Source organism: Pseudomonas sp. IT-P44 (assembly GCF_949768225.1).
GTDB classification, from domain to species: Bacteria; Pseudomonadota; Gammaproteobacteria; order Pseudomonadales; family Pseudomonadaceae; genus Aquipseudomonas; species Aquipseudomonas migulae.
Window position 1 is genome coordinate 15,551 of record NZ_CATKQM010000040.1, and the last position, 22,237, is coordinate 37,787.

20 protein-coding genes are annotated in these 22,237 nt (G+C 60.8%); 14 read left to right on the plus strand and 6 right to left on the minus strand.

Annotated elements, in window-relative coordinates; all coding sequences use genetic code 11:
• Positions 1-291: 291 nt before the first annotated feature.
• The 5 genes from ACM6IO_RS20645 to ACM6IO_RS20665 are packed head-to-tail and all read left to right on the plus strand — an operon-like array spanning position 292 to position 5,630.
• Positions 292-1,647 carry a M16 family metallopeptidase gene (locus ACM6IO_RS20645; protein WP_008040793.1) on the plus strand — a complete coding sequence of 452 codons (1,356 nt, stop codon included), beginning with the start codon at positions 292-294 and terminating at the stop codon, positions 1,645-1,647.
• Positions 1,640-3,130 (plus strand): M16 family metallopeptidase, encoded by a 1,491-nt coding sequence (locus ACM6IO_RS20650; RefSeq protein ID WP_414912129.1) that lies wholly within the window; start codon positions 1,640-1,642, stop codon positions 3,128-3,130. The genes ACM6IO_RS20645 and ACM6IO_RS20650 overlap by 8 nt, the downstream gene beginning before the upstream one ends.
• Entirely contained in the window at positions 3,130-3,744 is a 615-nt protein-coding gene (gene rsmD, locus ACM6IO_RS20655; RefSeq protein ID WP_008026142.1) for a 16S rRNA (guanine(966)-N(2))-methyltransferase RsmD, read from the plus strand. Before ACM6IO_RS20650 ends, rsmD begins: the two co-directional genes overlap by 1 nt.
• A gap of 55 nt (positions 3,745-3,799) precedes the next feature.
• Positions 3,800-4,798 carry a hydrolase gene (locus ACM6IO_RS20660; RefSeq protein ID WP_008026140.1) on the plus strand — a complete coding sequence of 333 codons (999 nt, stop codon included), beginning with the start codon at positions 3,800-3,802 and terminating at the stop codon, positions 4,796-4,798.
• A 4-nt stretch (positions 4,799-4,802) separates the two neighbouring features.
• Positions 4,803-5,630 carry an AraC family transcriptional regulator gene (locus ACM6IO_RS20665; RefSeq protein WP_192227540.1) on the plus strand — a complete coding sequence of 276 codons (828 nt, stop codon included), beginning with the start codon at positions 4,803-4,805 and terminating at the stop codon, positions 5,628-5,630.
• A gap of 95 nt (positions 5,631-5,725) precedes the next feature.
• Here ACM6IO_RS20665 and ACM6IO_RS20670 read toward each other — a convergent pair whose 3' ends face one another.
• Together ACM6IO_RS20670 and ACM6IO_RS20675 are read right to left on the minus strand one after the other, a co-directional pair.
• On the minus strand, positions 5,726-6,580 hold the full coding sequence (locus tag ACM6IO_RS20670; protein ID WP_008026135.1) for a sulfurtransferase: 855 nt from the start codon (positions 6,578-6,580) through the stop codon (positions 5,726-5,728).
• A 33-nt stretch (positions 6,581-6,613) separates the two neighbouring features.
• On the minus strand, positions 6,614-7,285 hold the full coding sequence (locus ACM6IO_RS20675) for a TetR/AcrR family transcriptional regulator (protein ID WP_008026133.1): 672 nt from the start codon (positions 7,283-7,285) through the stop codon (positions 6,614-6,616).
• A 146-nt stretch (positions 7,286-7,431) separates the two neighbouring features.
• Here ACM6IO_RS20675 and ACM6IO_RS20680 point away from each other — a divergent pair, with 146 nt between their 5' ends.
• The 5 genes from ACM6IO_RS20680 (at position 7,432) to ACM6IO_RS20700 (ending at position 12,198) form a co-directional block, all read left to right on the plus strand.
• Positions 7,432-8,862, plus strand: coding sequence for a coniferyl aldehyde dehydrogenase (locus ACM6IO_RS20680; protein ID WP_008040788.1), 1,431 nt, complete (start codon positions 7,432-7,434; stop codon positions 8,860-8,862).
• Positions 8,863-8,889: 27 nt separating this feature from the next.
• Positions 8,890-9,435, plus strand: a complete 546-nt coding sequence (locus ACM6IO_RS20685) for a twin-arginine translocation pathway signal protein (RefSeq protein ID WP_192227538.1) — start codon at positions 8,890-8,892, stop codon at positions 9,433-9,435.
• Positions 9,436-9,568: 133 nt separating this feature from the next.
• Positions 9,569-11,164, plus strand: a complete 1,596-nt coding sequence (locus tag ACM6IO_RS20690) for a GMC family oxidoreductase N-terminal domain-containing protein (protein ID WP_414912130.1) — start codon at positions 9,569-9,571, stop codon at positions 11,162-11,164.
• 115 nt (positions 11,165-11,279) lie between these two features.
• On the plus strand, positions 11,280-11,759 hold the full coding sequence (gene coaD / locus ACM6IO_RS20695) for a pantetheine-phosphate adenylyltransferase (protein WP_003177462.1): 480 nt from the start codon (positions 11,280-11,282) through the stop codon (positions 11,757-11,759).
• Between the two features lie 187 nt (positions 11,760-11,946).
• Positions 11,947-12,198: a YfhL family 4Fe-4S dicluster ferredoxin gene (locus ACM6IO_RS20700; protein WP_003195146.1), complete on the plus strand. Its 252-nt coding sequence runs from the start codon at positions 11,947-11,949 to the stop codon at positions 12,196-12,198.
• 102 nt (positions 12,199-12,300) lie between these two features.
• Here ACM6IO_RS20700 and ACM6IO_RS20705 read toward each other — a convergent pair whose 3' ends face one another.
• Genes ACM6IO_RS20705 through ACM6IO_RS20715 form a run of 3 tightly spaced genes read right to left on the minus strand, consistent with a single transcriptional unit; the run spans position 12,301 to position 14,335 of the window.
• On the minus strand, positions 12,301-12,624 hold the full coding sequence (locus tag ACM6IO_RS20705; RefSeq protein ID WP_223434042.1) for a multidrug transporter: 324 nt from the start codon (positions 12,622-12,624) through the stop codon (positions 12,301-12,303).
• A gap of 53 nt (positions 12,625-12,677) precedes the next feature.
• On the minus strand, positions 12,678-13,490 hold the full coding sequence (gene mutM / locus ACM6IO_RS20710; protein ID WP_008026119.1) for a bifunctional DNA-formamidopyrimidine glycosylase/DNA-(apurinic or apyrimidinic site) lyase: 813 nt from the start codon (positions 13,488-13,490) through the stop codon (positions 12,678-12,680).
• Positions 13,491-13,519: 29 nt separating this feature from the next.
• Complete coding sequence (locus ACM6IO_RS20715; protein ID WP_192227639.1) at positions 13,520-14,335, minus strand: HDOD domain-containing protein; 816 nt, start codon at positions 14,333-14,335, stop codon at positions 13,520-13,522.
• 316 nt (positions 14,336-14,651) lie between these two features.
• On the opposite strand from ACM6IO_RS20715, the gene ACM6IO_RS20720 reads away from it, so the two are divergent.
• The 3 genes from ACM6IO_RS20720 (at position 14,652) to ilvD (ending at position 19,355) form a co-directional block, all read left to right on the plus strand.
• Entirely contained in the window at positions 14,652-15,848 is a 1,197-nt protein-coding gene (locus ACM6IO_RS20720) for a class I SAM-dependent rRNA methyltransferase (protein WP_008026111.1), read from the plus strand.
• Between the two features lie 207 nt (positions 15,849-16,055).
• The gene (locus ACM6IO_RS20725; RefSeq protein ID WP_414912131.1) at positions 16,056-17,255 is read left to right on the plus strand and encodes an MFS transporter; all 1,200 of its coding nucleotides are present in this window, start codon (positions 16,056-16,058) and stop codon (positions 17,253-17,255) included.
• A 258-nt stretch (positions 17,256-17,513) separates the two neighbouring features.
• On the plus strand, positions 17,514-19,355 hold the full coding sequence (ilvD, locus tag ACM6IO_RS20730; protein WP_008040782.1) for a dihydroxy-acid dehydratase: 1,842 nt from the start codon (positions 17,514-17,516) through the stop codon (positions 19,353-19,355).
• 172 nt (positions 19,356-19,527) lie between these two features.
• Here the strand turns inward: ilvD and ACM6IO_RS20735 are convergent, their stop codons facing one another.
• Positions 19,528-20,583: a hypothetical protein gene (locus ACM6IO_RS20735; RefSeq protein ID WP_008026105.1), complete on the minus strand. Its 1,056-nt coding sequence runs from the start codon at positions 20,581-20,583 to the stop codon at positions 19,528-19,530.
• 240 nt (positions 20,584-20,823) lie between these two features.
• On the opposite strand from ACM6IO_RS20735, the gene ACM6IO_RS20740 reads away from it, so the two are divergent.
• On the plus strand, positions 20,824-22,215 hold the full coding sequence (locus tag ACM6IO_RS20740) for an L-cystine transporter (RefSeq protein WP_223434040.1): 1,392 nt from the start codon (positions 20,824-20,826) through the stop codon (positions 22,213-22,215).
• Positions 22,216-22,237 lie beyond the last annotated feature (22 nt).

A 22,237-nucleotide genomic window follows, 5' to 3' on the forward strand; every position in this document is an offset into this window, starting at 1 on the left:
AATATTCGATGCAGAACAGACTGCGATTGACCCAGCTTGTTCACGCGCAACATTTTGTAGAGGTGCAAGTGGCACCTCACAGAAACGATTTCACGAAGGACTAACGCGGCAAAATCGGCGAAAAAGCAGAGTTTAGTTGATAAATTCCAACCTTCTGCCGCAAACCCATACAACCTGATCAAACGCAAAGGCCTGATAGGCGTGGCCGCCAGTAAAACGGATCAGTATCCTAGCACCCTCTCGCCCGCCGACGCTAAGACCAAGCGGGCAGCTCAACAGGTTTAAAAACGAATGAATGCTCTAGCCCGCCGCGCTGCAGGCCTGCTGCTCAGCACAGTTTGTCTGCCACTTTCAGTCTTTGCTGCCGATCCGCAACCCACCCACGAATTCACCCTCGACAATGGCCTGAAGGTCATCGTGCGCGAAGACCATCGCGCGCCGGTGGTGGTTTCCCAGGTCTGGTATAAGGTCGGCTCCAGCTACGAGACGCCGGGGCAGACCGGTTTGTCCCACGCCCTGGAACACATGATGTTCAAGGGCAGCGAAAAAGTCGGTCCCGGCGAAGCCTCGCTGATCCTGCGCGACCTCGGCGCCGAAGAGAATGCGTTCACCAGCGACGACTTCACCGCTTATTACCAGGTGCTGGCCCGCGACCGCCTGGGCGTGGCCTTCGAACTCGAAGCCGACCGCATGGCCAGCTTGCGCCTGCCGGCCGACGAGTTCGCCCGCGAGATCGAAGTCATTAAAGAAGAACGTCGCCTGCGCACCGACGACAAGCCGATGTCCAAGGCCTACGAACGCTTCAAGGCCATGGCCTACCCGGCCAGCGGTTACCACACGCCGACCATCGGCTGGATGGCTGACCTGGACCGCATGAAAGTCGAAGAGCTGCGCCACTGGTACCAATCCTGGTACGTGCCGAACAACGCCACGCTGGTGGTGGTCGGCGACGTAACCCCGGACGAAGTGAAAACCCTGGCCCAGCGCTACTTCGGCCCGATCGCCAAACGCGACGTGCCACCGGCGAAAAAACCGGTCGAACTGGCCGAGCCCGGCGAGCGGCAGATTACGCTGCACGTGCAGACCCAACTGCCGAGCCTGATGCTGGGCTTCAACGTGCCAAGCATCGCCACTGCCGAAGACAAGCGTTCGGTCAACGCCTTGCGCCTGATCTCGGCCCTGCTCGACGGCGGCTACAGCGGACGCATCCCGACGCAACTGGAGCGCGGCGAAGAGCTGGTGTCCGGTGGTTCGTCGAGCTACGACGCCTACACTCGCGGCGACAGCCTGTTCACCCTGTCGGCATCGCCGAACACCCAGAAAAACAAAACCATGGCCCAGGCCGAAGCCGGTTTGTGGAAGCTGCTCGAACAGCTGAAAACCACCGCGCCGTCCGCCGAAGAGCTGGAGCGCGTGCGGGCTCAAGTGATCGCCGGCCTGGTTTACGAGCGCGATTCGATCACCAGCCAGGCCACCGCTATCGGCCAACTGGAAACCGTCGGCCTGTCCTGGAAGCTGATGGACACCGAACTGGCCGAACTGGAAAGCGTCACGCCAGAAGACATCCAGAAAGCCGCCAAGCTGTATTTCACCCGCGAACGTCTCAGCGTCGCCCATGTCCTGCCACTGGAGACGACTCATGAGTGAGCGTAAAAAACCACGTCTGGCCCTGATCGGCCTGGTCGCTGTCGCATTGATTGGCTCCGCTGCCTTCTATTTCCTGAAGACCGACCACTCCAACGCCAGCGAAGCCCTCGACAAGGCCAAGTCCAGCCAGAAACTGCAATCGCTGGCCGAACTCGACGGCAAGGCACCGAGCCGCCGCTCGCTCAACGTGCAAACCTGGAACACCGCCGAAGGCGCCAAGGTGCTGTTCGTTGAAGCCCGCGAGTTGCCGATGTTCGACATGCGCCTGATCTTCGCCGCCGGCAGCAGCCAGGACGGCGATGCGCCGGGCCTGGCGGTACTGACCAATGCGATGCTCAACGAAGGTGTGGCCGGCAAAGATGTCGGCGCTATCGCCCAGGGCTTCGAAGGCCTGGGCGCCGACTTTGGCAACGGTGCGTTCAAGGACATGGCCCTGGCGTCGCTGCGCAGCCTCAGTGCCGCCGACAAACGCGAGCCTGCGTTGAAGCTGTTCTCCGAAGTTGTCGGCAAACCGACCTTCCCCGCCGATTCATTTGCGCGCATCAAGAACCAGATGCTCGCCGGCTTCGAATACCAGAAACAGAACCCCGGCAAACTGGCCAGTATCGAGCTGATGAACCGCTTGTACGGCGATCACCCGTACGCGCATTCCAGCGATGGCACGGCGAAAACCGTACCAGCCATCACCCTGGCTCAGTTGAAGGCGTTCCATGAAAAAGCCTACGCCGCCGGCAACGTGGTGATAGCGCTGGTGGGCGATCTGTCCCGCGCCGAAGCCGAGGCGATTGCTGCGCAAGTCTCCAGTGCGCTGCCAAAAGGCCCGGCGCTGGCGAAACTGCCGCAACCTGAAGAACCGAAAGCCAGCATCGGCCACATCGAGTTCCCGTCCAAGCAGACCAACCTGATGCTCGCGCAACTGGGCATCGACCGTGACGATCCGGATTACGCCGCGCTGTCCATGGGCAACCAGATCCTCGGCGGCGGTGGCTTCGGCACCCGTTTGATGAGTGAAGTGCGCGAGAAGCGTGGCCTGACGTACGGCGTGTATTCGGGCTTCACCCCGATGCAGGCGCGCGGCCCGTTCATGATCAACCTGCAAACCCGCGCAGAGATGAGCGAAGGCACGCTGAAACTGGTGCAGGACGTGCTCGCCGACTACCTTAAGACCGGCCCGACCGAAAAAGAACTCGACGACGCCAAGCGTGAACTGGCCGGCAGCTTCCCGCTGTCCACCGCCAGCAACGCCGACATCGTCGGCCAACTCGGCGCGATGGGTTTCTACAATCTGCCGTTGAGCTATCTGGAGGACTTCATGCAGCAGTCCCAGAGCCTGACTGTGGAACAAGTCAAAACCGCACTGAACAAACACTTGAGCACGGACAAAATGGTCATCGTCAGCGCTGGCCCGACCGTGCCGCAAAAGCCGTTACCGGCCCCTACTGATAAACCTGCCGAGCAGCCGCTCGGGGTTCCGGAGCATTAATGGCCACTTCCCGTCCAAAAAAACCTGTTCATAACGTGCACAACGGCGTGAACCAACTGCGCATCATCGGCGGTGAATGGCGCAGCCGAAAGCTGAGCTTCCCTGACGCGCCGGGCCTGCGCCCGACCCCGGACCGGGTGCGTGAAACCCTGTTCAACTGGCTCGCGCCTTACGTGGCCGGGGCCAAGGTGCTCGACCCGTTCGCCGGCAGCGGCGCGCTGTTTCTCGAAGCCTTGTCCCGTGGCGCGGCCATGGGCCAGGCGCTGGACGCGAGCAATATCGCGGTGTCCAGCCTGAAGGAACATCTGGGCACGCTGCGTTGCACCACCGGCCAGGTTCAGACTGCCGACGCCTTGCGCTATCTGGAAACACAGCCAGCAGTGGCTTACGACCTGGTGTTCCTCGACCCGCCGTTCAACCAGAACCTGTTGCCGACCGTATGCACCCTGCTCGAAGAGCGCCAATGGCTGGCGGACGACGCGTGGGTGTACACCGAAAGCGAAACCGCCCCCTCGACGCTCGGCCTGCCGGCCAACTGGCGTCTGCACCGTGAGCAGAAATCCGGGCGCGTCTACTACTCGTTGTGGCAACGTATGGCAGAGATCGCCGGTTAACCGACCGGCCTGAAAAGGTGCGCACAGGTTGCGCACCGCTGCATCGAGAGCAATCGTGTCTTTTCCGTCAGAACGCTTCACCCCTGCCTTCGGCCTGGGCAACCCGCACTTGCAGACCTTGTGGGGACCGCTTTGGCGCAAAACCACGCACATCGAGCGCGAACGCGAACGCTTGTGGCTCGAAGATGGCGACTTTCTTGACCTGGACTGGCACGGCCCACACAGCGCCGATGCACCGCTGGTGCTGGTGTTGCATGGCCTGACCGGGTCTTCCAATTCGCCTTACGTGGCCGGCGTGCAAAAAGCCTTGGGCGACCAAGGCTGGGCCAGCGTCGCGCTGAACTGGCGCGGCTGCTCCGGCGAACCGAATCTGTTGCCGCGCAGCTACCATTCCGGCGCCAGCGAAGATTTGGCCGAAACCATCAAGCACCTGCGGGCCAAGCGGCCACTCGCGCCGCTGTATGCAGTCGGTTATTCCCTCGGCGGCAACGTTTTGCTCAAACACTTGGGCGAGACCGGCAGCGACAGCGGCGTGCTCGGTGCCGTGGCGGTGTCGGTGCCGTTTCGGCTCGATCAGTGCGCAGATCGTATCGGCCAGGGTTTTTCGAAGGTGTATCAGGCGCACTTCATGCGCGAGATGGTCGCCTACATCAAGAACAAGCAGCGGCAGTTCCAGCATGACGGGCGCGAGGATGGCCTGGCGGAATTGGCCGCGCTGGGTTCGCTGGAAAACATGCGCACGTTCTGGGATTTCGATGGCCGGGTGACCGCGCCGCTGCACGGCTTCACCGATGCGCAGGATTACTATCGCCGCGCCTCTAGCCGCTACTTTCTGGGCGAAATCCGCACGCCGACGCTGATCATTCAGGCCGCCGACGACCCGTTCGTATTTCCTCACAGCCTGCCGCAGGCCGAGGAACTGTCCGCCAGCACTCAATTCGAACTGCAAGCCAAGGGTGGGCATGTCGGCTTCGTCGATGGCTCGTTCCGGCAGCCGGGTTACTACCTGGAACGGCGCATCCCGCAGTGGCTGGCCGCTGCAGGTCGCGGGTAAACCGATGGACATCGATCAGGGCGAGTCGATCCGTTTCTGGCAAACGGCGCCTTTGGCCGGGGTCGAGTTGTTGTCCGCACGCTACATCGAACACCGTTTTGCCCCGCACGTGCATGACGGTTACGTGATCGGCATGATCATGGCCGGCGCCCAGCGTTACCGCTATCGCGGCGCCGAACACCTGGCGGGCAGCGGCACGCTCGTTTTGATCAACCCCGACGAGTTGCACACCGGCCACAAAGGCACGGAAGACGGTTGGTTGTACCGGGCGTTTTATCCCGACAGCGGGCAGATTCTGTCACTGCTCGATGAGCTGGAACTGCCGACCCACAACTTGCCGACATTTGGCGCCACGCTGTATCGCGATCCGGACCTGGTGAAGGGCTTCTGCCAACTGCATCGCCTGCTCGAAACGCCCTCCACCGCCCTGCAACAGCAGACCGCCTGGCGAGAGTTGATGTTGTCGCTGCTGCAACGTCACGCCGCCGTTCCGGACGCCGGCAAACCCGGCAAGGAACACCGGGCGGTGACGCAGGCCAAGGAACTGCTGCAAGCGCAATTGGCGGCGCCGCCGTCGCTGGAAGAACTCGCGGCAACGGTCAATCTGTCGCCCTTTCATTTCGCCCGGGTATTCCGCAGCGCCACCGGCATGCCACCGCACACCTGGCTGATGCAGCAGCGCATCGCTCGGGCGCGGGCGTTGTTGCAGGGCGGCTGTTTGCCGTTGGAAGTGGCGACGCAACTGGGGTTTGCCGACCAGAGTCATCTGAGTCGACAGTTCAAGCAGGTTTACGGGGTGGGGCCGGGGGCGTATCGCAGAGCACTCCTGTAGGAGCCAGCTTGCTGGCGATAGAAGCGCCGCGGTATTTCAGGCAGACCGCGTCATCGTTCATCGCCGGCAAGCCGGCTCCTACAGGGGATTTGTGTTTATTCGCCGGTGGCGATTCCACGCGCGGGGTCGTTGATCCATTCGCTCCACGAGCCGGCATACAACGAACCCAAGGGATATCCCGCGAGGCACAAGGCGAACAGGTTATGGCACGCCGTCACGCCGGAACCGCAATACGCCACCAGATCGGTCGGCGAACGTTGACCGAGTTTCGCGGCAAAGCGCTGCTTGAGCTGATCGGCCGGCAGAAAACGCCCGTCGCTGCCCAGGTTGTCGGTGAATGCCGCACATTGCGCGCCGGGAATGTGCCCGGCAATCGGGTCGATCGGCTCCACTTCACCCTTGAAACGCGGCAAGGCGCGGGCATCGAGCAAGGTCAAATCGGGCTGGCCGAGACGGTGCTGAAGCTGTTCGGCGTTCAACAGCAGCGTATTGTCCGGCGTTCCCGCGAAGGTGCCACGTTCAATACCGGGCGCATCAAGGCTCAAGGGCAAACCCGCCGCGTGCCAGGCCTTGAGCCCGCCATCGAGGATAAACACGCCGTCACGCTTGCCCAGCCAGGCCAGCAACCACCACGCCCGCGCCGCGTAGGCACCGGGGCCGTCGTCATACAAAACCACATCGCTGTCGGCATTGATGCCCCAGGCTTGCAGGCGTTCGATCAAGTCCGCAGGTTGCGGTAACGGATGACGCCCGGTCACGCCCTTGACCACCGCTCCGCTCAAATCACGCTCAAGATCGGCGAAGCTCGACCCGGCGATGTGCCCTTCGGCATAGCTGCGCTGGCCGTAGTCCGGGTCTTCGAGGGCAAAACGACAATCAAGAATCACCAACCCCGGCTGGTCCTTTTTCAGGTCCAGTGCTTGCGGGCTGATCAGTTGCGCAATGGGCATAACGGGCTCCTGTGAGATGGTCGATTTTGAATCCTACTGCACTTCTTCCAGCGCCTGGGCCAGCGGCACGTAAAACTCCTCGTACAGCGCGTTCACCGCATCGCGAGACTGATCGGTGACAAAACCGGCCTCCAGCACCAGCACCTGATACACGCCGCGTTTGATCGCCTGTTCGCTCAGGTGATTGGAATTTTCCCGCGTGGTGCACAGGAAACGCACCCAGGACGTGAGGATGATCCACGCATTGAGCGTCAGGGATTCAATCTGCACCTTATCCATGGACAGGATGCCGGCCTCGACGAATCCCGCGTAGATGTGCGTGCCATAGATCAGGCAACGCTGGGAAAAGCGCCGATAACGGGCAGCCAGTTCCGGATCGCTGTCGAGCAAGTGCTCGAGATCACGATGCAGAAACCGGTAGCGCCACATCGCCGCCAGCAACTCCTGAAGGTAGAAACGCTTGTCTTCAACTGTCGCGGCGCGCCCTTGGGGCGGGCGCAGGAAGCTGTCCACCAGGCTTTCGTACTCACTGAACAGCACGGCGATGATCGCCTGCTTGTTGGGGAAGTGGTAGTAGAGGTTGCCCGGAGAAATGTCCATGTGGGCAGCAATGTGGTTGGTGCTGATGCTGCGCTCACCCTGCTGGTTGAACAGCTCCAGGCTGTTCTGCACGATGCGCTCGCTGGTTTTGATCCGAGGGGCCATGGCTTGAGCTTTAATTCAGAGTGCGTTGAGGGGCATCTTACGACCTAACCGCGAGCGGATAAAACAACGCGATGTCAGGATCTCATTTGACTTTATAGAGCATAGACTCTAAAAAGTTCTTAACTACAATAAATCCGGAGCCGACCATGACTGCTGACATCGCCTACCTGCAGAAGCTGCAGCAGCCCCTGGAGGAACTTCAAAACCGCTTCGACGACCAGCGCGCAGCCTATGCCGCCAACCCGATGCCGCCCGCCGCCCAGCGACTTCAATGGCTCAAAGCCCTGCGCGATTTGTTGAGCAATGAACGTCAGGCCCTGATCGATGCGATCAGCCAGGACTTCAGCCACCGCAGCGCCGATGAAACCCTGCTCGCCGAACTGATGCCCAGCCTGCACGGCATCCACTATGCCAGCCAGCACCTCAAAGGCTGGATGAAACCCTCGCGACGCAAGGTCGGCGTGGCCTTTCAGCCGGCCTCGGCGAAAGTCGTTTACCAGCCGCTAGGCGTGGTCGGGGTGATCGTGCCGTGGAATTACCCGCTGTTTCTGGCCATCGGCCCTTTGGTTGGCGCGTTGTCGGCGGGCAATCGGGTGATGCTCAAACTCAGCGAATCGACCCCCGCCACCGGTCTGTTGCTCAAGGAATTGCTGGGCCGGATCTTCCCCGAAGACCTGGTTTGCGTGGTGCTCGGCGAGGCCGATATCGGCGTGGCGTTCTCCCGCCTGCGTTTCGATCACTTGCTGTTCACCGGCGCCACCAGCATCGGCAAACACGTGATGCGCGCGGCGGCCGAGAACCTGACGCCGGTAACGCTGGAACTGGGCGGCAAGTCCCCGGCCATCGTCTCTCGTGATGTGCCGTTGAAGGACGCCGCCGAACGTATTGCGTTCGGCAAGACGCTCAACGCCGGGCAAACCTGCGTCGCCCCGGACTACGTAATGGTCCCGGAAGACCGCGTGGGTTCTTTCGTCGAAGCCTACCGTCAGGCGGTTCGCGGGTTTTATCCGACACTGGCTGACAACCCGGACTACACCGCGATCATCAATGACCGACAACTGGCCCGGCTCAACGGCTACATCAGCGACGCCACCAGCAAGGGCGCGCTGCTGATTCCGCTGTTCGACCAGGGCCAAGGCCGGCGCATGAGCCACAGCCTGCTGCTGAACGTCACCGACGAGATGATGGTGATGCAGGACGAAATCTTCGGTCCGCTGCTGCCGATCGTTCCGTACAAGGATCTGGATGAAGCGTTTGCCTACATCAACCAGCGACCTCGTCCGTTGGCGCTGTATTACTTCGGCTACGACAAGCGCGAACAAAACCGCGTCCTGCACGAAACCCACTCAGGAGGCGTGTGCCTGAACGACACGTTGCTGCACGTCGCGCAGGACGACATGCCCTTCGGCGGCATCGGCCCCTCGGGCATGGGCCATTACCACGGCCACGAAGGCTTCCTGACGTTCAGCAAGGCCAAAGGTGTGCTGATCAAACAGCGTTTCAACGCGGCGAAACTGATCTACCCGCCGTACGGAAAAACCATTCAGAAACTGATCCAGAAGCTGTTTATCCGCTAACGACCTTCACCGCCGGGTAATACAATAATGAGCCCAAGCCTGTCCGATACACCCGCGCTGTCACGGCGTGGCCTGCTTAAATTCAGCCTTGGCGCAAGCGCGTTTCTGGCCACGGCCGGACTCGGCGCGAGCCTCAGCGGGTGCTCGTCGAGCATCCCGGCCAGCGGTTTCGCGATCCTGCGCAGCGGCGATCTATTGTTTTTACGGGCGCTGATTCCGGTGATGCTCGATGGCGCCGTGGTCGCCGGGAAAATGCCGATGGCACTCGACCAGACCTTGCACTGCCTGGATAACGGCCTGAATCACCTGTCGCCGGAAATGCTCAAGCTCACTCAGCAATTGTTCGATGTGCTGGGGATGGCCGTGACTCGCGGGCCGTTGACCGGGATCTGGGGCAGTTGGGAAAACGCCAGCGCCGATGAGATCCGGCACTTTCTTGATCGCTGGGAAAACAGCTCGTTGAGTCTGTTGCGCATGGGGCATAGCTCGTTGCTGCAACTGGTGATGATGGCGTGGTACAGCCGGGCTGAGTCGTGGGCGCATTGTGGGTATCCCGGGCCGCCAACCGTTTAAGACTGAGTTGGCCCCTTCGCGGGCAAGCCTCGCTCCTACAGGGATCGCGCGCCCCCTGTAGGAGCGAGGCTTGCCCGCGAAGGCGGCCTGATGAACGACACATTTCTCAATATAAAAACAAGAGAACCCGAATATGCCCGTACCCGATCCGTTCCGCGAAGGCATGGCCCGTGGCTGGAAAACCCACAACGGCTCGCAACTGACCCAGGACCTGGCCCTCGAAGCGGACGTGGCGATCATCGGCAGCGGCGCGGGCGGCGGCACCACCGCTGAAATCCTCAGCGCCGCCGGCTACAAGGTGCTGTTGATCGAAGAAGGTCCGCTCAAGACCAGCAGCGACTTCAAGATGCTTGAAGACCAGGCCTACACCAGCCTCTATCAAGAAGGCATCGGCCGCATGAGCAAGGACGGCGCAATCACCATCCTTCAAGGCCGTGCGGTGGGCGGCACCACGCTGATCAACTGGACCTCGAGTTTCCGCACGCCGGAGCCGACGCTCGAACACTGGGCCAGGGAGCACAACGTCAAAGGCCACAGCCCGGCCGAGATGGCGCCATGGTTCGAGAAAATGGAGCAACGTCTGGGCGTCGCACCCTGGATGGTCCCGCCGAACGCCAACAACGACGTGATTCGCAAAGGCTGCGAGCAGCTCGGCTACAGCTGGCACGTGATCCCGCGCAACGTGCGCGGCTGCTGGAACCTTGGCTACTGCGGCATGGGCTGCCCGACCAACGCCAAGCAATCGATGATGGTCACAACGATTCCGGCGACCCTGGAAAAGGGTGGCGAGCTGCTTTACCTGGCCCGCGCCGAGAAACTGATGATCAAGGACGGCAAGGTCGCCGGCCTGCAATGCGTGGCGATGGATGACCGCTGCGTCGCCCCCACGGGCAAGACAATCACGGTCAAGGCGCGGCATTACGTGCTGGCCGGCGGCGGCATCAACAGCCCCGCGTTGCTATTGCGTTCCGACGCACCCGATCCGCACAAACGTCTGGGTAAGCGCACCTTCCTGCATTTAGTGAACATGTCCGCCGGGCTGTTCGACGAGGTGATCAACCCGTTCTACGGCGCGCCGCAGTCGATCTATTCCGACCATTTTCAATGGCAGAACGGCACCACCGGCCCGATGGCCTACAAACTCGAAGTCCCTCCCCTGCACCCGGCGCTGGCGGCCACATTGCTCGGCGGTTTTGGCCAGGAAAGCGCCCGACACATGGAAAACCTGCCGCATACCCACGCCATGCTGGCGTTACTGCGCGATGGCTTTCACCCGGACAGCCCCGGTGGCAGCGTCGAATTGCGCGGCGACAACACGCCCGTGCTCGATTATCAGGTTTCACCCTACGCTTGGGACGGTTTGCGCCGCGCCTTCCACAGCATGGCCGAGATCCAGTTCGCCGGCGGCGCCAACGCCGTGATGCCGATGCACGCCGATGCGCGCTATGTGAAAACCCTGGCCGAGGCGCGCACGCTGATCGACGGCCTGAGCCTTGAGTTGTATCGCACGCGCTTAGGCAGTGCCCATGTGATGGGCGGTTGCGCCATGGGCGAAGACCCGAAAAACGCCGTGACCGACAGCCTCGGCCGGCATCATCAGCTCAGCAACCTGTCGATCCACGACGGCTCGCTGTTCCCCACCAGCATTGGCGCAAACCCGCAATTGTCGGTCTACGGGCTGACGGCGCAACTGGCGACTTCGTTGGCCGAACGTTTGAAAAACCCATGAAAAGAGCGAATATTCCTATCGTCTATAGTGCTTTCTTACCCAACAGGCGACTTGGCCGACCGGGAAGGCTGCGATACCATCCGACTCCCCAACGGACTCCCGCCAGGACGACGCGATGAACCGAGTGTTGTACCCAGGTACCTTCGACCCTATTACCAAGGGCCATGGCGATCTGGTCGAACGCGCCGCGCGCCTGTTCGATCATGTGATCATCGCCGTCGCCGCCAGCCCGAAGAAAAACCCGTTGTTTCCCCTGGAACAGCGTGTGGAGCTGGCCCGCGAGGTCACTAAACATCTGCCGAACGTAGAAGTCGTCGGCTTTTCGACGCTGTTGGCGCACTTCGCCAAAGAGAAGAATGCCAACGTGTTCCTGCGTGGTTTGCGCGCGGTCTCGGACTTCGAATACGAATTTCAGCTGGCCAACATGAACCGTCAGTTGGCGCCGGATGTGGAAAGCCTGTTTCTTACACCGTCCGAGCGCTATTCGTTCATTTCCTCGACGCTGGTCCGTGAAATCGCGGCGTTGGGCGGCGATATCACCAAGTTCGTCCACCCTGCGGTGGCGGATGCCCTGACACTTCGATTTAAAAAATAACGCCGACTGTAGGAGCCGGCTTGCTGGCGATAGGACCGCTGCGATGTCTCAGACTGACCGCGGTGTTGCTATCGCCAGCAAGCCGGCTCCTACAGAACGTCGCGCCCGCGTGCACTGCGCTCTCCAATGCGGCACAATTGCGCATTGGTTTTTAGCGCCCGGGCCTGCCGCCCCGGCTGGAGTTAGCATGTCCCTGATCATCACCGACGATTGCATCAACTGCGACGTCTGCGAACCCGAGTGCCCGAACGCCGCCATTTCCCAAGGCGAAGAGATCTACGTGATCGACCCGAACCTGTGCACCCAGTGTGTCGGCCACTACGACGAACCTCAGTGCCAGCAGGTGTGCCCGGTGGATTGCATTCCACTGGACGAAGCGCATCCGGAGACTGAAGAGCAGTTGATGGAGAAGTACCGGAAGATTACCGGTAAGGCGTGAGCCATGAGGCGTCTGTGAGGGCGCCTTCGCGGGCAAGCCTCGCTCCTACAAGGGTCGTGTAGATCCTGTAGGAGCGAGGCTTGCCCGCGAAGCTTTTAGGCTTCACTCCCGCTGCTCAAACCCCTCCCCGATACATCCCAGACACCTCACGAACGCCGCTTTCGCCGGGTCGACCACCAACGCCTGTCCCGCGTCGCCGACATTGCCGCCCAGCGCGGTAAACGGCAACGACACCACAAACGCCCCCGCGCCAATCACCGTTGCCACGACCAGCAAGGGTCGGGCAATCAGCAAGTCGCCGAGCATGGCGTACGCCGGGGGATTCTGGATGGTGTAGCGCGGGTCACCGCTGCCGGTATTGGCTGCCAGCGCTGGTGCTCCGGCACTCAGCAGCAAAACCACGGCAAGGGTTCGGAACAGGTTCATGGCACGGTCCTTCGACTAGGCAGTGAGAACACTGACTATAGACCGCAGGAATATCAGCTCTGGCAGCGCGGGCAAAAGACGCTGGCGCGCTGCCCGAGTTTGACTTCCCGCAGCTCTGTTCCGCAGACCTTGCACGGCTGACTGCCACGGCCGTACACGAACAATTCCTGCTGGAAATAACCGGGCTGACCGTCGCCGCCGATAAAGTCGCGCAACGTCGTACCGCCGCGCTCGATGGCGGCGGCCAGGATGCGTTTGATCTCGATCGCCAATTTCAAATAGCGCGCCCGGGAAATGCTCTTGGCCTCACGGCGCGGATCGATACCGGCCGCAAACAGCGCTTCGGTCGCATAGATATTGCCCACGCCGACCACCACGGCGTTGTCCATGATGAACGGTTTGACCGCCATCGAACGCCCGCGAGACTGCTGGAACAAGCGCTCGCCGTCGAACAGGTCGGTCAACGGTTCCGGTCCCAGGCGAATCAGCAATTCATGGTTGAGCGGATCGAGGCTCCAGAGCATCGCGCCGAACCGTCGCGGGTCCGTGTAACGCAGGGCCAGGCCCGATTCCAGCTCGATATCTACATGCTCATGCTTGGCGGCCGGCAGGCCGACTTCCACCAGGCGCAGATTGCCCGACATGCCCAAGTGGCTGATCAGCGTGCCGACTTCGGCGTTGATCAGCAGGTACTTGGCGCGCCGCTCAACCAGCACGATACGCTGGCCGGAGAGCCGCACATCCAGGTCTTCAGGGATCGGCCAGCGCAGGCGACGGTCACGCACGATCACCCGGCTGACGCGTTGGCCTTCCAGGTACGGCGCAATACCGCGGCGGGTGGTTTCGACTTCCGGTAGTTCAGGCATGGTGCTCTCGAATCAGGCGCTGACGGCACTCAGCGGTGAGTGCCGAGGTCGCGAATCGTTTGTTTGAGGGTTTCGAAGTCGTAGTCCGAGAGGCCCACGTAATCGAGTACCAGCGGCGCGATGGTGTTCCATTCATGGTCCTCGTTCTGGTTGCCCAGTACCCGGTAAGACGCACAAATGTGCTCGGCCATTTTCAGGATCGCCAACAGGTTTTTCAGCTGGCTGTTGCGCGAAGACTCATCGCTGAAAATCGCCAGCGCATTGTGGTGATTGGCGATCGCCGTGCTCACATGCTCCGGCAGGCGCCAGGATTTGGCCGTGTAATAACCGACCACCGCATGGTTGGTATTGAACACCCGATTTTCTGTGTCCACCACGCGGCATTCGGCACTGGCGCTGGCGTAGGCTTCTTCCAGCGTGGTCATGTAGTCGGGGAAGCGCTGCAGCATCAGCGGCACGCCGCAGTCGTGGAACAGGCCCAAGGCGTACGCTTCATCGCCGGCCTGGACGCCGATGCGCTTGGCCAGGGTCAGGCAGGTCATCGCCACGTCTTGAGCGGTGTCCCAGAAACGGTTCAGGGTAACGATGGTGTCATCGTTCATTTCACCCTTGATCGACTGCGCGTTGATCAGGTTGATGATCGAACGGCTGCCCAGCAGATTCACTGCACGCTGGATCGAGGCGATCTTGTTGCTCAAGCCGTAATACGGCGAGTTGACGATTTTCAGCAGGGCACCAGAGAGGCCCGGGTCCTGGGAGATCAGCTTGGCGATCACTTCCAGATCCGGGTCGGGCATGTACTGCTCCATCTGCAGATCCACCATGATCTGCGGCTGGGCCGGCACGCTGATGCCTTGCAGGGACTGTTGGATCTGTTCGGTGGTCAGCTCTTGGGACATAAGTACACACTCTGGGACAGGCGCCGATTCTAACCTTTATAAAGTTGGATCCGACACACCGGCGGGCAACATCGGCCAAAGTTTCATTTCCGTGGAGCATTTGAGATCGCCTTCGCGGGCAAGCCTCGCTCCTACATTTGGAATGCGTCCCCCTGTAGGAGCGAGGCTTGCCCGCGAAGGGGCCGTCAGCGTTTCATCGCCCACCCGGCCCGCCACCACCCTCAACACGCTATACTCCCGCTCTTTTTTCCGGAGCGACGTCATGTCCCTGCCTAGCCTGCGCCTCAAAGCCAACGCCGACCGTCGCCTGCGAAACGGCCACCTGTGGGTCTACAGCAACGAAATCGACGTGGCCGCCACCCCGTTGCACGGCTTCAAGGCCGGCGATCAGGCGATTCTCGAAGCTGCCGGCGGCAAGCTGCTGGGCATCGTTGCCATGAGCCCGAACAACCTGATCTGCGCCCGCCTGCTGTCGCGCGACGTCAAGTTGCCGCTGGACAAATCGCTGCTGGTGCACCGCCTGAACGTCGCTCTGTCCCTGCGTGATCGCCTGTTCGACAAGCCGTTCTATCGCCTGGTCTACGGCGATTCCGACCTGCTGCCAGGCCTGGTGGTCGACCGTTTCGGCGACATCCTGGTGGTGCAGATCGCTTCGGCGACCATGGAAGCGCATAAAGACGACGTGATCGCGGCGCTGACCCAAGTGCTCAAGCCAAGCGGCATTCTGTTCAAGAACGACTCCGCCGCCCGCGACGCCGAAGGCCTCAACCGCTACGTCGAAACCGTATTCGGCCTGGTGCCGGAGTGGGTCGCGCTGGAAGAAAACGGCGTGAAATTCGAAGCCCCGGTCATTCAAGGCCAGAAAACCGGCTGGTTCTACGACCACCGCATGAACCGCGCACGCCTGGCCCCGTACGCCAAAGGCAAACGCGTCCTCGACCTGTACAGCTACATCGGCGGCTGGGGCGTGCAAGCCGCAGCATTCGGCGCCAGTGAAGTGTTCTGCGTCGATGCCTCGGCCTTCGCCCTCGACGGCGTCGAGCGCAACGCCGCGCTGAACGGTTTCGCTGAAAAAATAACCTGCCTCGAAGGTGACGTCTTCGAAGCACTGAAAGAACTGAAAGCCAGCGAAGAACGCTTCGACGTGATCGTGGCCGACCCGCCGGCGTTCATCAAACGCAAGAAAGACATGAAAAACGGTGAAGGCGCTTACCGTCGCCTGAACGAGCAAGCCATGCGCCTGCTCAGCAAGGACGGCATCCTGGTCAGCGCTTCGTGCTCGATGCACCTGCCGGAAGATGACCTGCAGAACATCCTGCTGACCAGCGCCCGCCACCTGGATCGCAACATCCAGATGCTGGAACGTGGCGGTCAGGGTCCGGATCATCCGGTACACCCGGCGATTGCTGAAACCCGCTACATCAAGAGCATCACCTGCCGGTTGCTGCCAAACAGCTAACCACTCGGAACGACTGTAGGAGCGAGCCCTGCTCGCGATGGTCGTCAACGATAACGCTGGCTGCCTGACACCCCGCGTAGCCTGTTCGTTTTTCGCGAGCAGGCTCGCTCCTACAACGGTCTGAGAACAGTCCCACACCTCCTGCATTGACTTCCCTATTCATCAAGTCGACTCTCGGCTACCCCTCACGGATCGAGAGCGTTGTTGATGAACCCTTCCCCGCATACCGCGAAAAAATCGTCGCTCATCCTGCTATTGATGACGATGACGCTACTGGGTGTTTTCCCGCTGGACGTGGTACTCCCGTCCTTTCCCGCGCTCTCTGATTACTTCCTGACCTCAGCCTCCGACATAGCGTTATCCGTCAGCCTGTTCGCCATTGGTCTTGGGCTATCCGTGGTGCTGGTCGGACCGCTGTCGGACTTGTGGGGGCGCAAAACCCTTTTGCTGACTGGCATCGCCATCTCGATCGTCGGTGCAACGGGTTGTCTGCTTTCCAGCGAATACAGCTGGTTTCTGGTATTTCGCGTCATTCAGGCCGTGGGTTGCGGGTCCTTTGTGCTGTCGCAAGCGCTGATTCAGGATTTGTTCGTCGGCAAGGAACAGGAACGAATGAGGATCTGGATGACCACCGCCGCCGGCGTGTTCATTTCCATATCGCCGCTGCTTGGAACCTGGTTGCAGATGCATCTGGACTGGCAGGGCAGCTTCTATGTCTTTATTGCGCTGGCAGTCTTCGTCTGGATAAGGGCTGGCGTGCTCCTCAAGGAATCTCCGCGCAGTCGCAATGCGGCGCCCGCTCGCTTTTTCAGTGCCTATTGGCGGCTATGCGCGGATTTTCGCTTCATGGGTTACTGGTTGATTTCGGCCTTGGCCTTCGCCTGCCATTTTTCATTCATCGTCATGTCGCCGATCATTTTCATGGAGCGCCTGGCACTCACGCCCTACGAATTCGCCTGGACATTGTTGCTGTATGGCGTGGCGTATGTGTTCGGCGGGATAGTCGCCAGCGCCTTGCATCGGCGTCTGCCGGCCAATTCACAGATAGTGATCGGCCTCGGCCTGATCGCACTGTCGGGGTTGGTCATGTTGTGGCTGGCAAATCAGTTCGGGCTGACGGCGGCTGCGGTGCTGATCCCCATGCTCATCTGCACGGCTGGCACCACCATTGCCCGGCCTATCGCCAATTCCAAAGCCATGACCCTCTATCCACAGGATGCCGGTACGTCCTCCTCGGTCGGCGGCGTGATGATCTTCATGTGCGGCGGCGTTATCAGCGCGATGATCAATCTCGCGTCCGAAGACCTCACCACGGCGCTCGCCTTGTGTTTCCTGATCCTTAGCGCTGCGGGCCTGGGTTTGAACGCGCTGATCATGCAGCGCAATCTGGCACTGAACGCGAGTTGATTTACGCCGGTCGTCATCCGGCGCACGCCACCGGCGCCGGATCAGCGCTTCCCGGCATTCCCTCCAGCCGCCAGCCGTGTAGAATCGCGACATTCATCGCCAGTCATCCCCCGGCGGGTTTATGAGCTCAAGCTGAAGCGCGCGGCGATCCCGCAAAGTTATCGGCAACTTCCGGACACACGGCCATTTCTGAGTGTTCCAGACGTCAATAGAAGCTCACTTCCCTTTTGATACCTGATTAGCCGCCCGGAGTGCTTCATGCCTGATTACCGCTCGAAAACATCCACCCACGGCCGCAACATGGCCGGTGCCCGCGCATTGTGGCGCGCCACGGGGATGAAAGATGACGACTTCAAAAAGCCGATCATCGCCATTGCCAACTCGTTCACCCAGTTCGTACCGGGCCACGTCCACCTCAAGGACCTGGGCCAACTGGTCGCCCGCGAAATCGAACGCGCCGGCGGTGTAGCGAAAGAATTCAACACCATCGCCGTGGATGACGGCATCGCCATGGGCCACGACGGCATGCTGTATTCGCTGCCGAGCCGCGAGATCATCGCCGACTCCGTCGAGTACATGGTCAACGCCCACTGCGCCGACGCCATCGTCTGCATCTCCAACTGCGACAAGATCACCCCAGGCATGTTGATGGCCGCCCTGCGCCTGAACATCCCGGTGATCTTCGTGTCCGGCGGCCCGATGGAAGCCGGCAAGACCAAACTGGCCAGCCACGGTCTCGACCTCGTCGACGCCATGGTGATCGCCGCCGACTCCAGCGCTTCTGACGAGAAGGTTGCCGAGTACGAGCGCAGTGCCTGCCCGACTTGCGGTTCGTGCTCCGGCATGTTCACCGCCAACTCGATGAACTGCCTGGTTGAAGCGTTGGGCCTGGCCTTGCCGGGCAACGGTTCGACCCTCGCCACCCACAGCGACCGCGAGCAACTGTTCCTGCAGGCCGGCCGCACCATCGTCGAGCTGTGCAAGCGTTACTACGGCGAGAACGACGAGTCGGTATTGCCGCGCAACATCGCCAACTTCAAGGCGTTCGAAAACGCCATGACCCTGGACATCGCCATGGGCGGTTCCACCAACACCATCCTGCACTTGCTGGCCGCCGCCCAGGAAGCCGAGATCGATTTCGACCTGCGCGACATCGACCGTCTTTCCCGTCACGTGCCGCAACTGTGCAAAGTCGCGCCGAACATCCAGAAGTACCACATGGAAGACGTGCACCGCGCCGGCGGGATCTTCAGCATCCTCGGTTCGCTGGCCCGTGGCGGCCTGCTGCACACCGACCTGCCGACCGTGCACAGCAAGACCCTGGCCGAAGGCATCGCCAAGTGGGACATCACCCAGACCGACGACGAAGCGGTGCATCACTTCTTCAAGGCCGGCCCGGCGGGCATCCCGACGCAAACTGCATTCAGCCAGTCGACCCGTTGGGAAACCCTGGACGACGACCGTGAAAACGGCTGCATCCGCAGTGTCGAACACGCCTACTCGAAAGAAGGCGGCCTGGCCGTTCTCTACGGCAACATCGCGCTGGACGGCTGCGTGGTGAAAACCGCGGGCGTCGACGAGTCGATCCACGTGTTCGAAGGCAACGCAAAAATCTTCGAAAGCCAGGACAGCGCCGTACGCGGCATCCTCGCGGACGAAGTGAAGGCCGGCGACATCGTGATCATCCGTTACGAAGGCCCGAAAGGCGGCCCGGGCATGCAGGAAATGCTGTACCCGACGTCGTACCTGAAATCCAAAGGCCTGGGCAAAGCCTGCGCCCTGCTCACCGACGGCCGTTTCTCCGGCGGCACTTCGGGCCTGTCCATCGGCCACGCTTCGCCGGAAGCCGCTGCCGGTGGCGCGATTGGTCTGGTGCAGGACGGCGACAAAGTGCTGATCGACATTCCGAACCGCTCGATCAACCTGTTGGTCAGTGATGAAGAACTGGCCGGCCGCCGTGCCGAGCAGGATCAGAAAGGCTGGAAGCCGGTGGAGAAACGTCCACGTAAAGTGACCACCGCACTGAAAGCCTACGCCCTGCTGGCGACCAGCGCCGACAAGGGTGCTGTGCGTAACAAGGCGATGCTTGACGGGTTGTAAGCGTCAGTCGCAGAAATAAAAATGCCCCGCCAAGTGCGGGGCATTTTTTTGGCCAACTCGGTTAAATGTGGGAGCGGGCTTGCTCGCGAATGCGGCTTTTCATTCAAAATTTGAATCGACTGACTCACCGCTTTCGCGAGCAAGCCCGCTCCCACATTAGTTCTGTGTCGCCTTACTGGATTTCTGCTGGTGTGACGATCACCCAGTTCTTGTCCGCCGTCACCGGCAACCCTTCCTTGGCCTGGGCCGCAGCGTGCTTGGCCATCATGCCGTTAATCTGGGTCATGTATTTGTCCTTGCGGTTGACCCACAAGTGGATGCCGCCCTTGGCCACGTCAACATCGTGGAACAGCATGTAACCGTCGCTGCTCGGGGTGTCGCCGCCGACCAGTACCGGTTTTTTCCATTCATCGATGTAGGTCAGGATCGCCGCGTGTTTACCGGCCATCCAGGTTGCCGGGGTCCACAGGTACGGGGTCAGTTCCAGGCCGAGGTTGGCCTTCTCGTCATACTTGCCAGCGGTGATCTGCTTGCGGGCCGTGGTCAACTCACCGGACTTTTGATCCTTGAGCAGCAGGCTCACACCGATCACGTTTTGCGGTTTGACGTTGTAGCCGTACTTCGGATCGGAGGCGACCATGCGCACCAGCTCTTCAGAAGCGGCGGTCATCACGTAGACCTCGATGCCGTTCTCCATCAGCTTGTTGTACAGCTCGGTTTGACCGGTGAAGACTTTCGGCGGGTTGACGTCGAGCTTCTTGACCACGTCGCCTTCGTAATAGGTGGCCGGCACCGGTTTGCCGGACGCCATCAACTCGTCGACATAACCTTTGAGCTCTTGCAGGGTGAAACCGGAGAACACCTGGGCGACCCATGGGTAGCAAACCATGTCGTCGAGTTCGCAGAGGCGGTAGTAGTAGCTGAACAGGCTTTCCTTATGGTCGGCGGTGTCCTTGAACGGAATCAGTTTCAGGGAGGGATCGAGTTTCTCGCGGGTGATCAGGCCCTTGTTTTCCATGAACGGCAGCAGCGATTCTTCGAGGTCATAGCGGTAACTGGTGTTGTCCATGTCGAACACCGCGTAGTTACCTTTGTTGGCGTTGGCCGCGATCATCGCATCCAGTGCCTTGGCCTGATCGGCTGGCCAGTGCTTCAAATCCGTAGCGAAAGCCTGGCCGGCGAGGCCAATGCACAGTGCAGCGAGCAGAAATTTCGGTGCGAACTTCATCGATAGATCTCCCTGATTTAAAGACATCGACGCTAACAAATAAGTGTGACAGTCCCCGTCTGTCAGCGACGGCCAACGCACCTATCGCGCCAGCTGCATTCCTGTAAGCGACACCGGCTTATTCCAAAAACGACAGTCATCAGACTTTTTTGATATTAATTCATTGAAAATCAAGCTGTTAGGCTTGCCGGTTCGCAGCTGCCCCGGAAGGCAGTTGGCACATGTCTAATGGGAGTTCCAATGAATCTGCCGCTGATTCTCAATCTGCTGGTGTTCCTCGCCCTGCTCGTCGCACTGGCGCAAACCCGCCACACCACATTTAGTCTGGCGAAAAAAGTCCTGCTCGCCCTGGTGCTGGGCGTGGTGTTCGGTGTCGCGTTGCACACTATTTATGGTGCCGGAAACCCGGTGCTGAAAGCCTCGATCGGCTGGTTCGATCTGGTGGGCAACGGTTACGTGCAGTTGCTGCAAATGATCGTGATCCCGCTGGTGTTCGCCTCGATCCTCAGCGCCGTGGCCCGTCTGCACAACGCTTCGTCGCTGGGCAAAATCAGTTTCCTGACCATCGGCACGCTGCTGTTCACCACCGCTATCGCGGCGCTGATCGGTATCGGTTTGACCAACCTGTTCGGCCTGACCGCTGAAGGCCTGGTCGCCGGCACACAGGAAATGGCCCGCCTGCAAACCATTCAGACCGACTACGCAGGCAAGGTCGCGGACCTGAATGTGCCGCAGCTGCTGCTGTCGTTCATCCCGCAAAACCCGTTCGCTGATCTGGCGCGCGCCAAGCCGACATCGATCATCAGCGTGGTGATATTCGCCGCGTTCCTCGGGGTCGCCGCGCTGCAACTGCTGAAGGATGACGTCGAAAAAGGTCAGAAAGTGATCAACGCCATCGACACCCTGCAAGCCTGGGTGATGCGTCTGGTGCGCCTGGTGATGAAGTTGACTCCGTACGGCGTGCTGGCGCTGATGACCAAAGTGGTCGCCGGTTCCAACCTGCAAGACATCATCAAGCTCGGCAGTTTTGTCGTGGTGTCCTACATCGGCCTGGGCCTGATGTTTGTGGTCCACGGCGTGCTGGTGTCAGTGGCCGGGATCAACCCGCTGCGGTTCTTCCGCAAGATCTGGCCGGTGCTGACGTTTGCGTTCACCAGCCGCTCCAGCGCGGCGACGATTCCGCTGAGCATCGAAGCGCAGACCAGCCGTCTGGGCATTCCGCAATCCATCGCCAGTTTCGCCGCTTCGTTCGGCGCGACCATTGGGCAGAACGGCTGCGCGGGTTTGTATCCGGCGATGTTGGCAGTGATGGTTGCGCCGACCGTGGGCATCAACCCGCTCGACCCGTTGTGGATCGCGACGCTGGTGGCGATTGTGACCTTGAGTTCGGCCGGTGTGGCCGGCGTGGGCGGTGGTGCGACGTTCGCGGCGCTGATCGTGCTGCCGGCGATGGGTTTGCCGGTGTCACTGGTGGCGTTGCTGATTTCGGTTGAGCCGCTGATTGATATGGGGCGTACGGCGTTGAACGTGAGTGGTTCGATCACGGCCGGGGCGATTACCAGCCAGATCATGCAGCAGACCGATAAAGATTTGCTGGATGCGGATGAGCATGCGGAGTTGGCTCACGCTTAAGAATTTCAGTGACTGAGCGGGC

Coding starts and splice junctions, on each gene's coding strand:
- ACM6IO_RS20670 (WP_008026135.1), bottom strand. CDS start 6,580: ATGCCCATTGCGCAACTGATCAGCCCGCAAGCACTGGACCTGAAAAAG.
- ACM6IO_RS20685 (WP_192227538.1), top strand. CDS start 8,890: ATGAGCCCAAGCCTGTCCGATACACCCGCGCTGTCACGGCGTGGCCTG.
- ACM6IO_RS20690 (WP_414912130.1), top strand. CDS start 9,569: ATGCCCGTACCCGATCCGTTCCGCGAAGGCATGGCCCGTGGCTGGAAA.
- ilvD (WP_008040782.1), top strand. CDS start 17,514: ATGCCTGATTACCGCTCGAAAACATCCACCCACGGCCGCAACATGGCC.
- ACM6IO_RS20740 (WP_223434040.1), top strand. CDS start 20,824: ATGAATCTGCCGCTGATTCTCAATCTGCTGGTGTTCCTCGCCCTGCTC.
- ACM6IO_RS20680 (WP_008040788.1), top strand. CDS start 7,432: ATGACTGCTGACATCGCCTACCTGCAGAAGCTGCAGCAGCCCCTGGAG.
- ACM6IO_RS20675 (WP_008026133.1), bottom strand. CDS start 7,285: ATGGCCCCTCGGATCAAAACCAGCGAGCGCATCGTGCAGAACAGCCTG.
- ACM6IO_RS20735 (WP_008026105.1), bottom strand. CDS start 20,583: ATGAAGTTCGCACCGAAATTTCTGCTCGCTGCACTGTGCATTGGCCTC.
- ACM6IO_RS20720 (WP_008026111.1), top strand. CDS start 14,652: ATGTCCCTGCCTAGCCTGCGCCTCAAAGCCAACGCCGACCGTCGCCTG.
- ACM6IO_RS20650 (WP_414912129.1), top strand. CDS start 1,640: ATGAGTGAGCGTAAAAAACCACGTCTGGCCCTGATCGGCCTGGTCGCT.
- ACM6IO_RS20725 (WP_414912131.1), top strand. CDS start 16,056: ATGAACCCTTCCCCGCATACCGCGAAAAAATCGTCGCTCATCCTGCTA.
- mutM (WP_008026119.1), bottom strand. CDS start 13,490: ATGCCTGAACTACCGGAAGTCGAAACCACCCGCCGCGGTATTGCGCCG.
- coaD (WP_003177462.1), top strand. CDS start 11,280: ATGAACCGAGTGTTGTACCCAGGTACCTTCGACCCTATTACCAAGGGC.
- ACM6IO_RS20705 (WP_223434042.1), bottom strand. CDS start 12,624: ATGAACCTGTTCCGAACCCTTGCCGTGGTTTTGCTGCTGAGTGCCGGA.
- ACM6IO_RS20665 (WP_192227540.1), top strand. CDS start 4,803: ATGGACATCGATCAGGGCGAGTCGATCCGTTTCTGGCAAACGGCGCCT.
- ACM6IO_RS20700 (WP_003195146.1), top strand. CDS start 11,947: ATGTCCCTGATCATCACCGACGATTGCATCAACTGCGACGTCTGCGAA.
- rsmD (WP_008026142.1), top strand. CDS start 3,130: ATGGCCACTTCCCGTCCAAAAAAACCTGTTCATAACGTGCACAACGGC.
- ACM6IO_RS20645 (WP_008040793.1), top strand. CDS start 292: ATGAATGCTCTAGCCCGCCGCGCTGCAGGCCTGCTGCTCAGCACAGTT.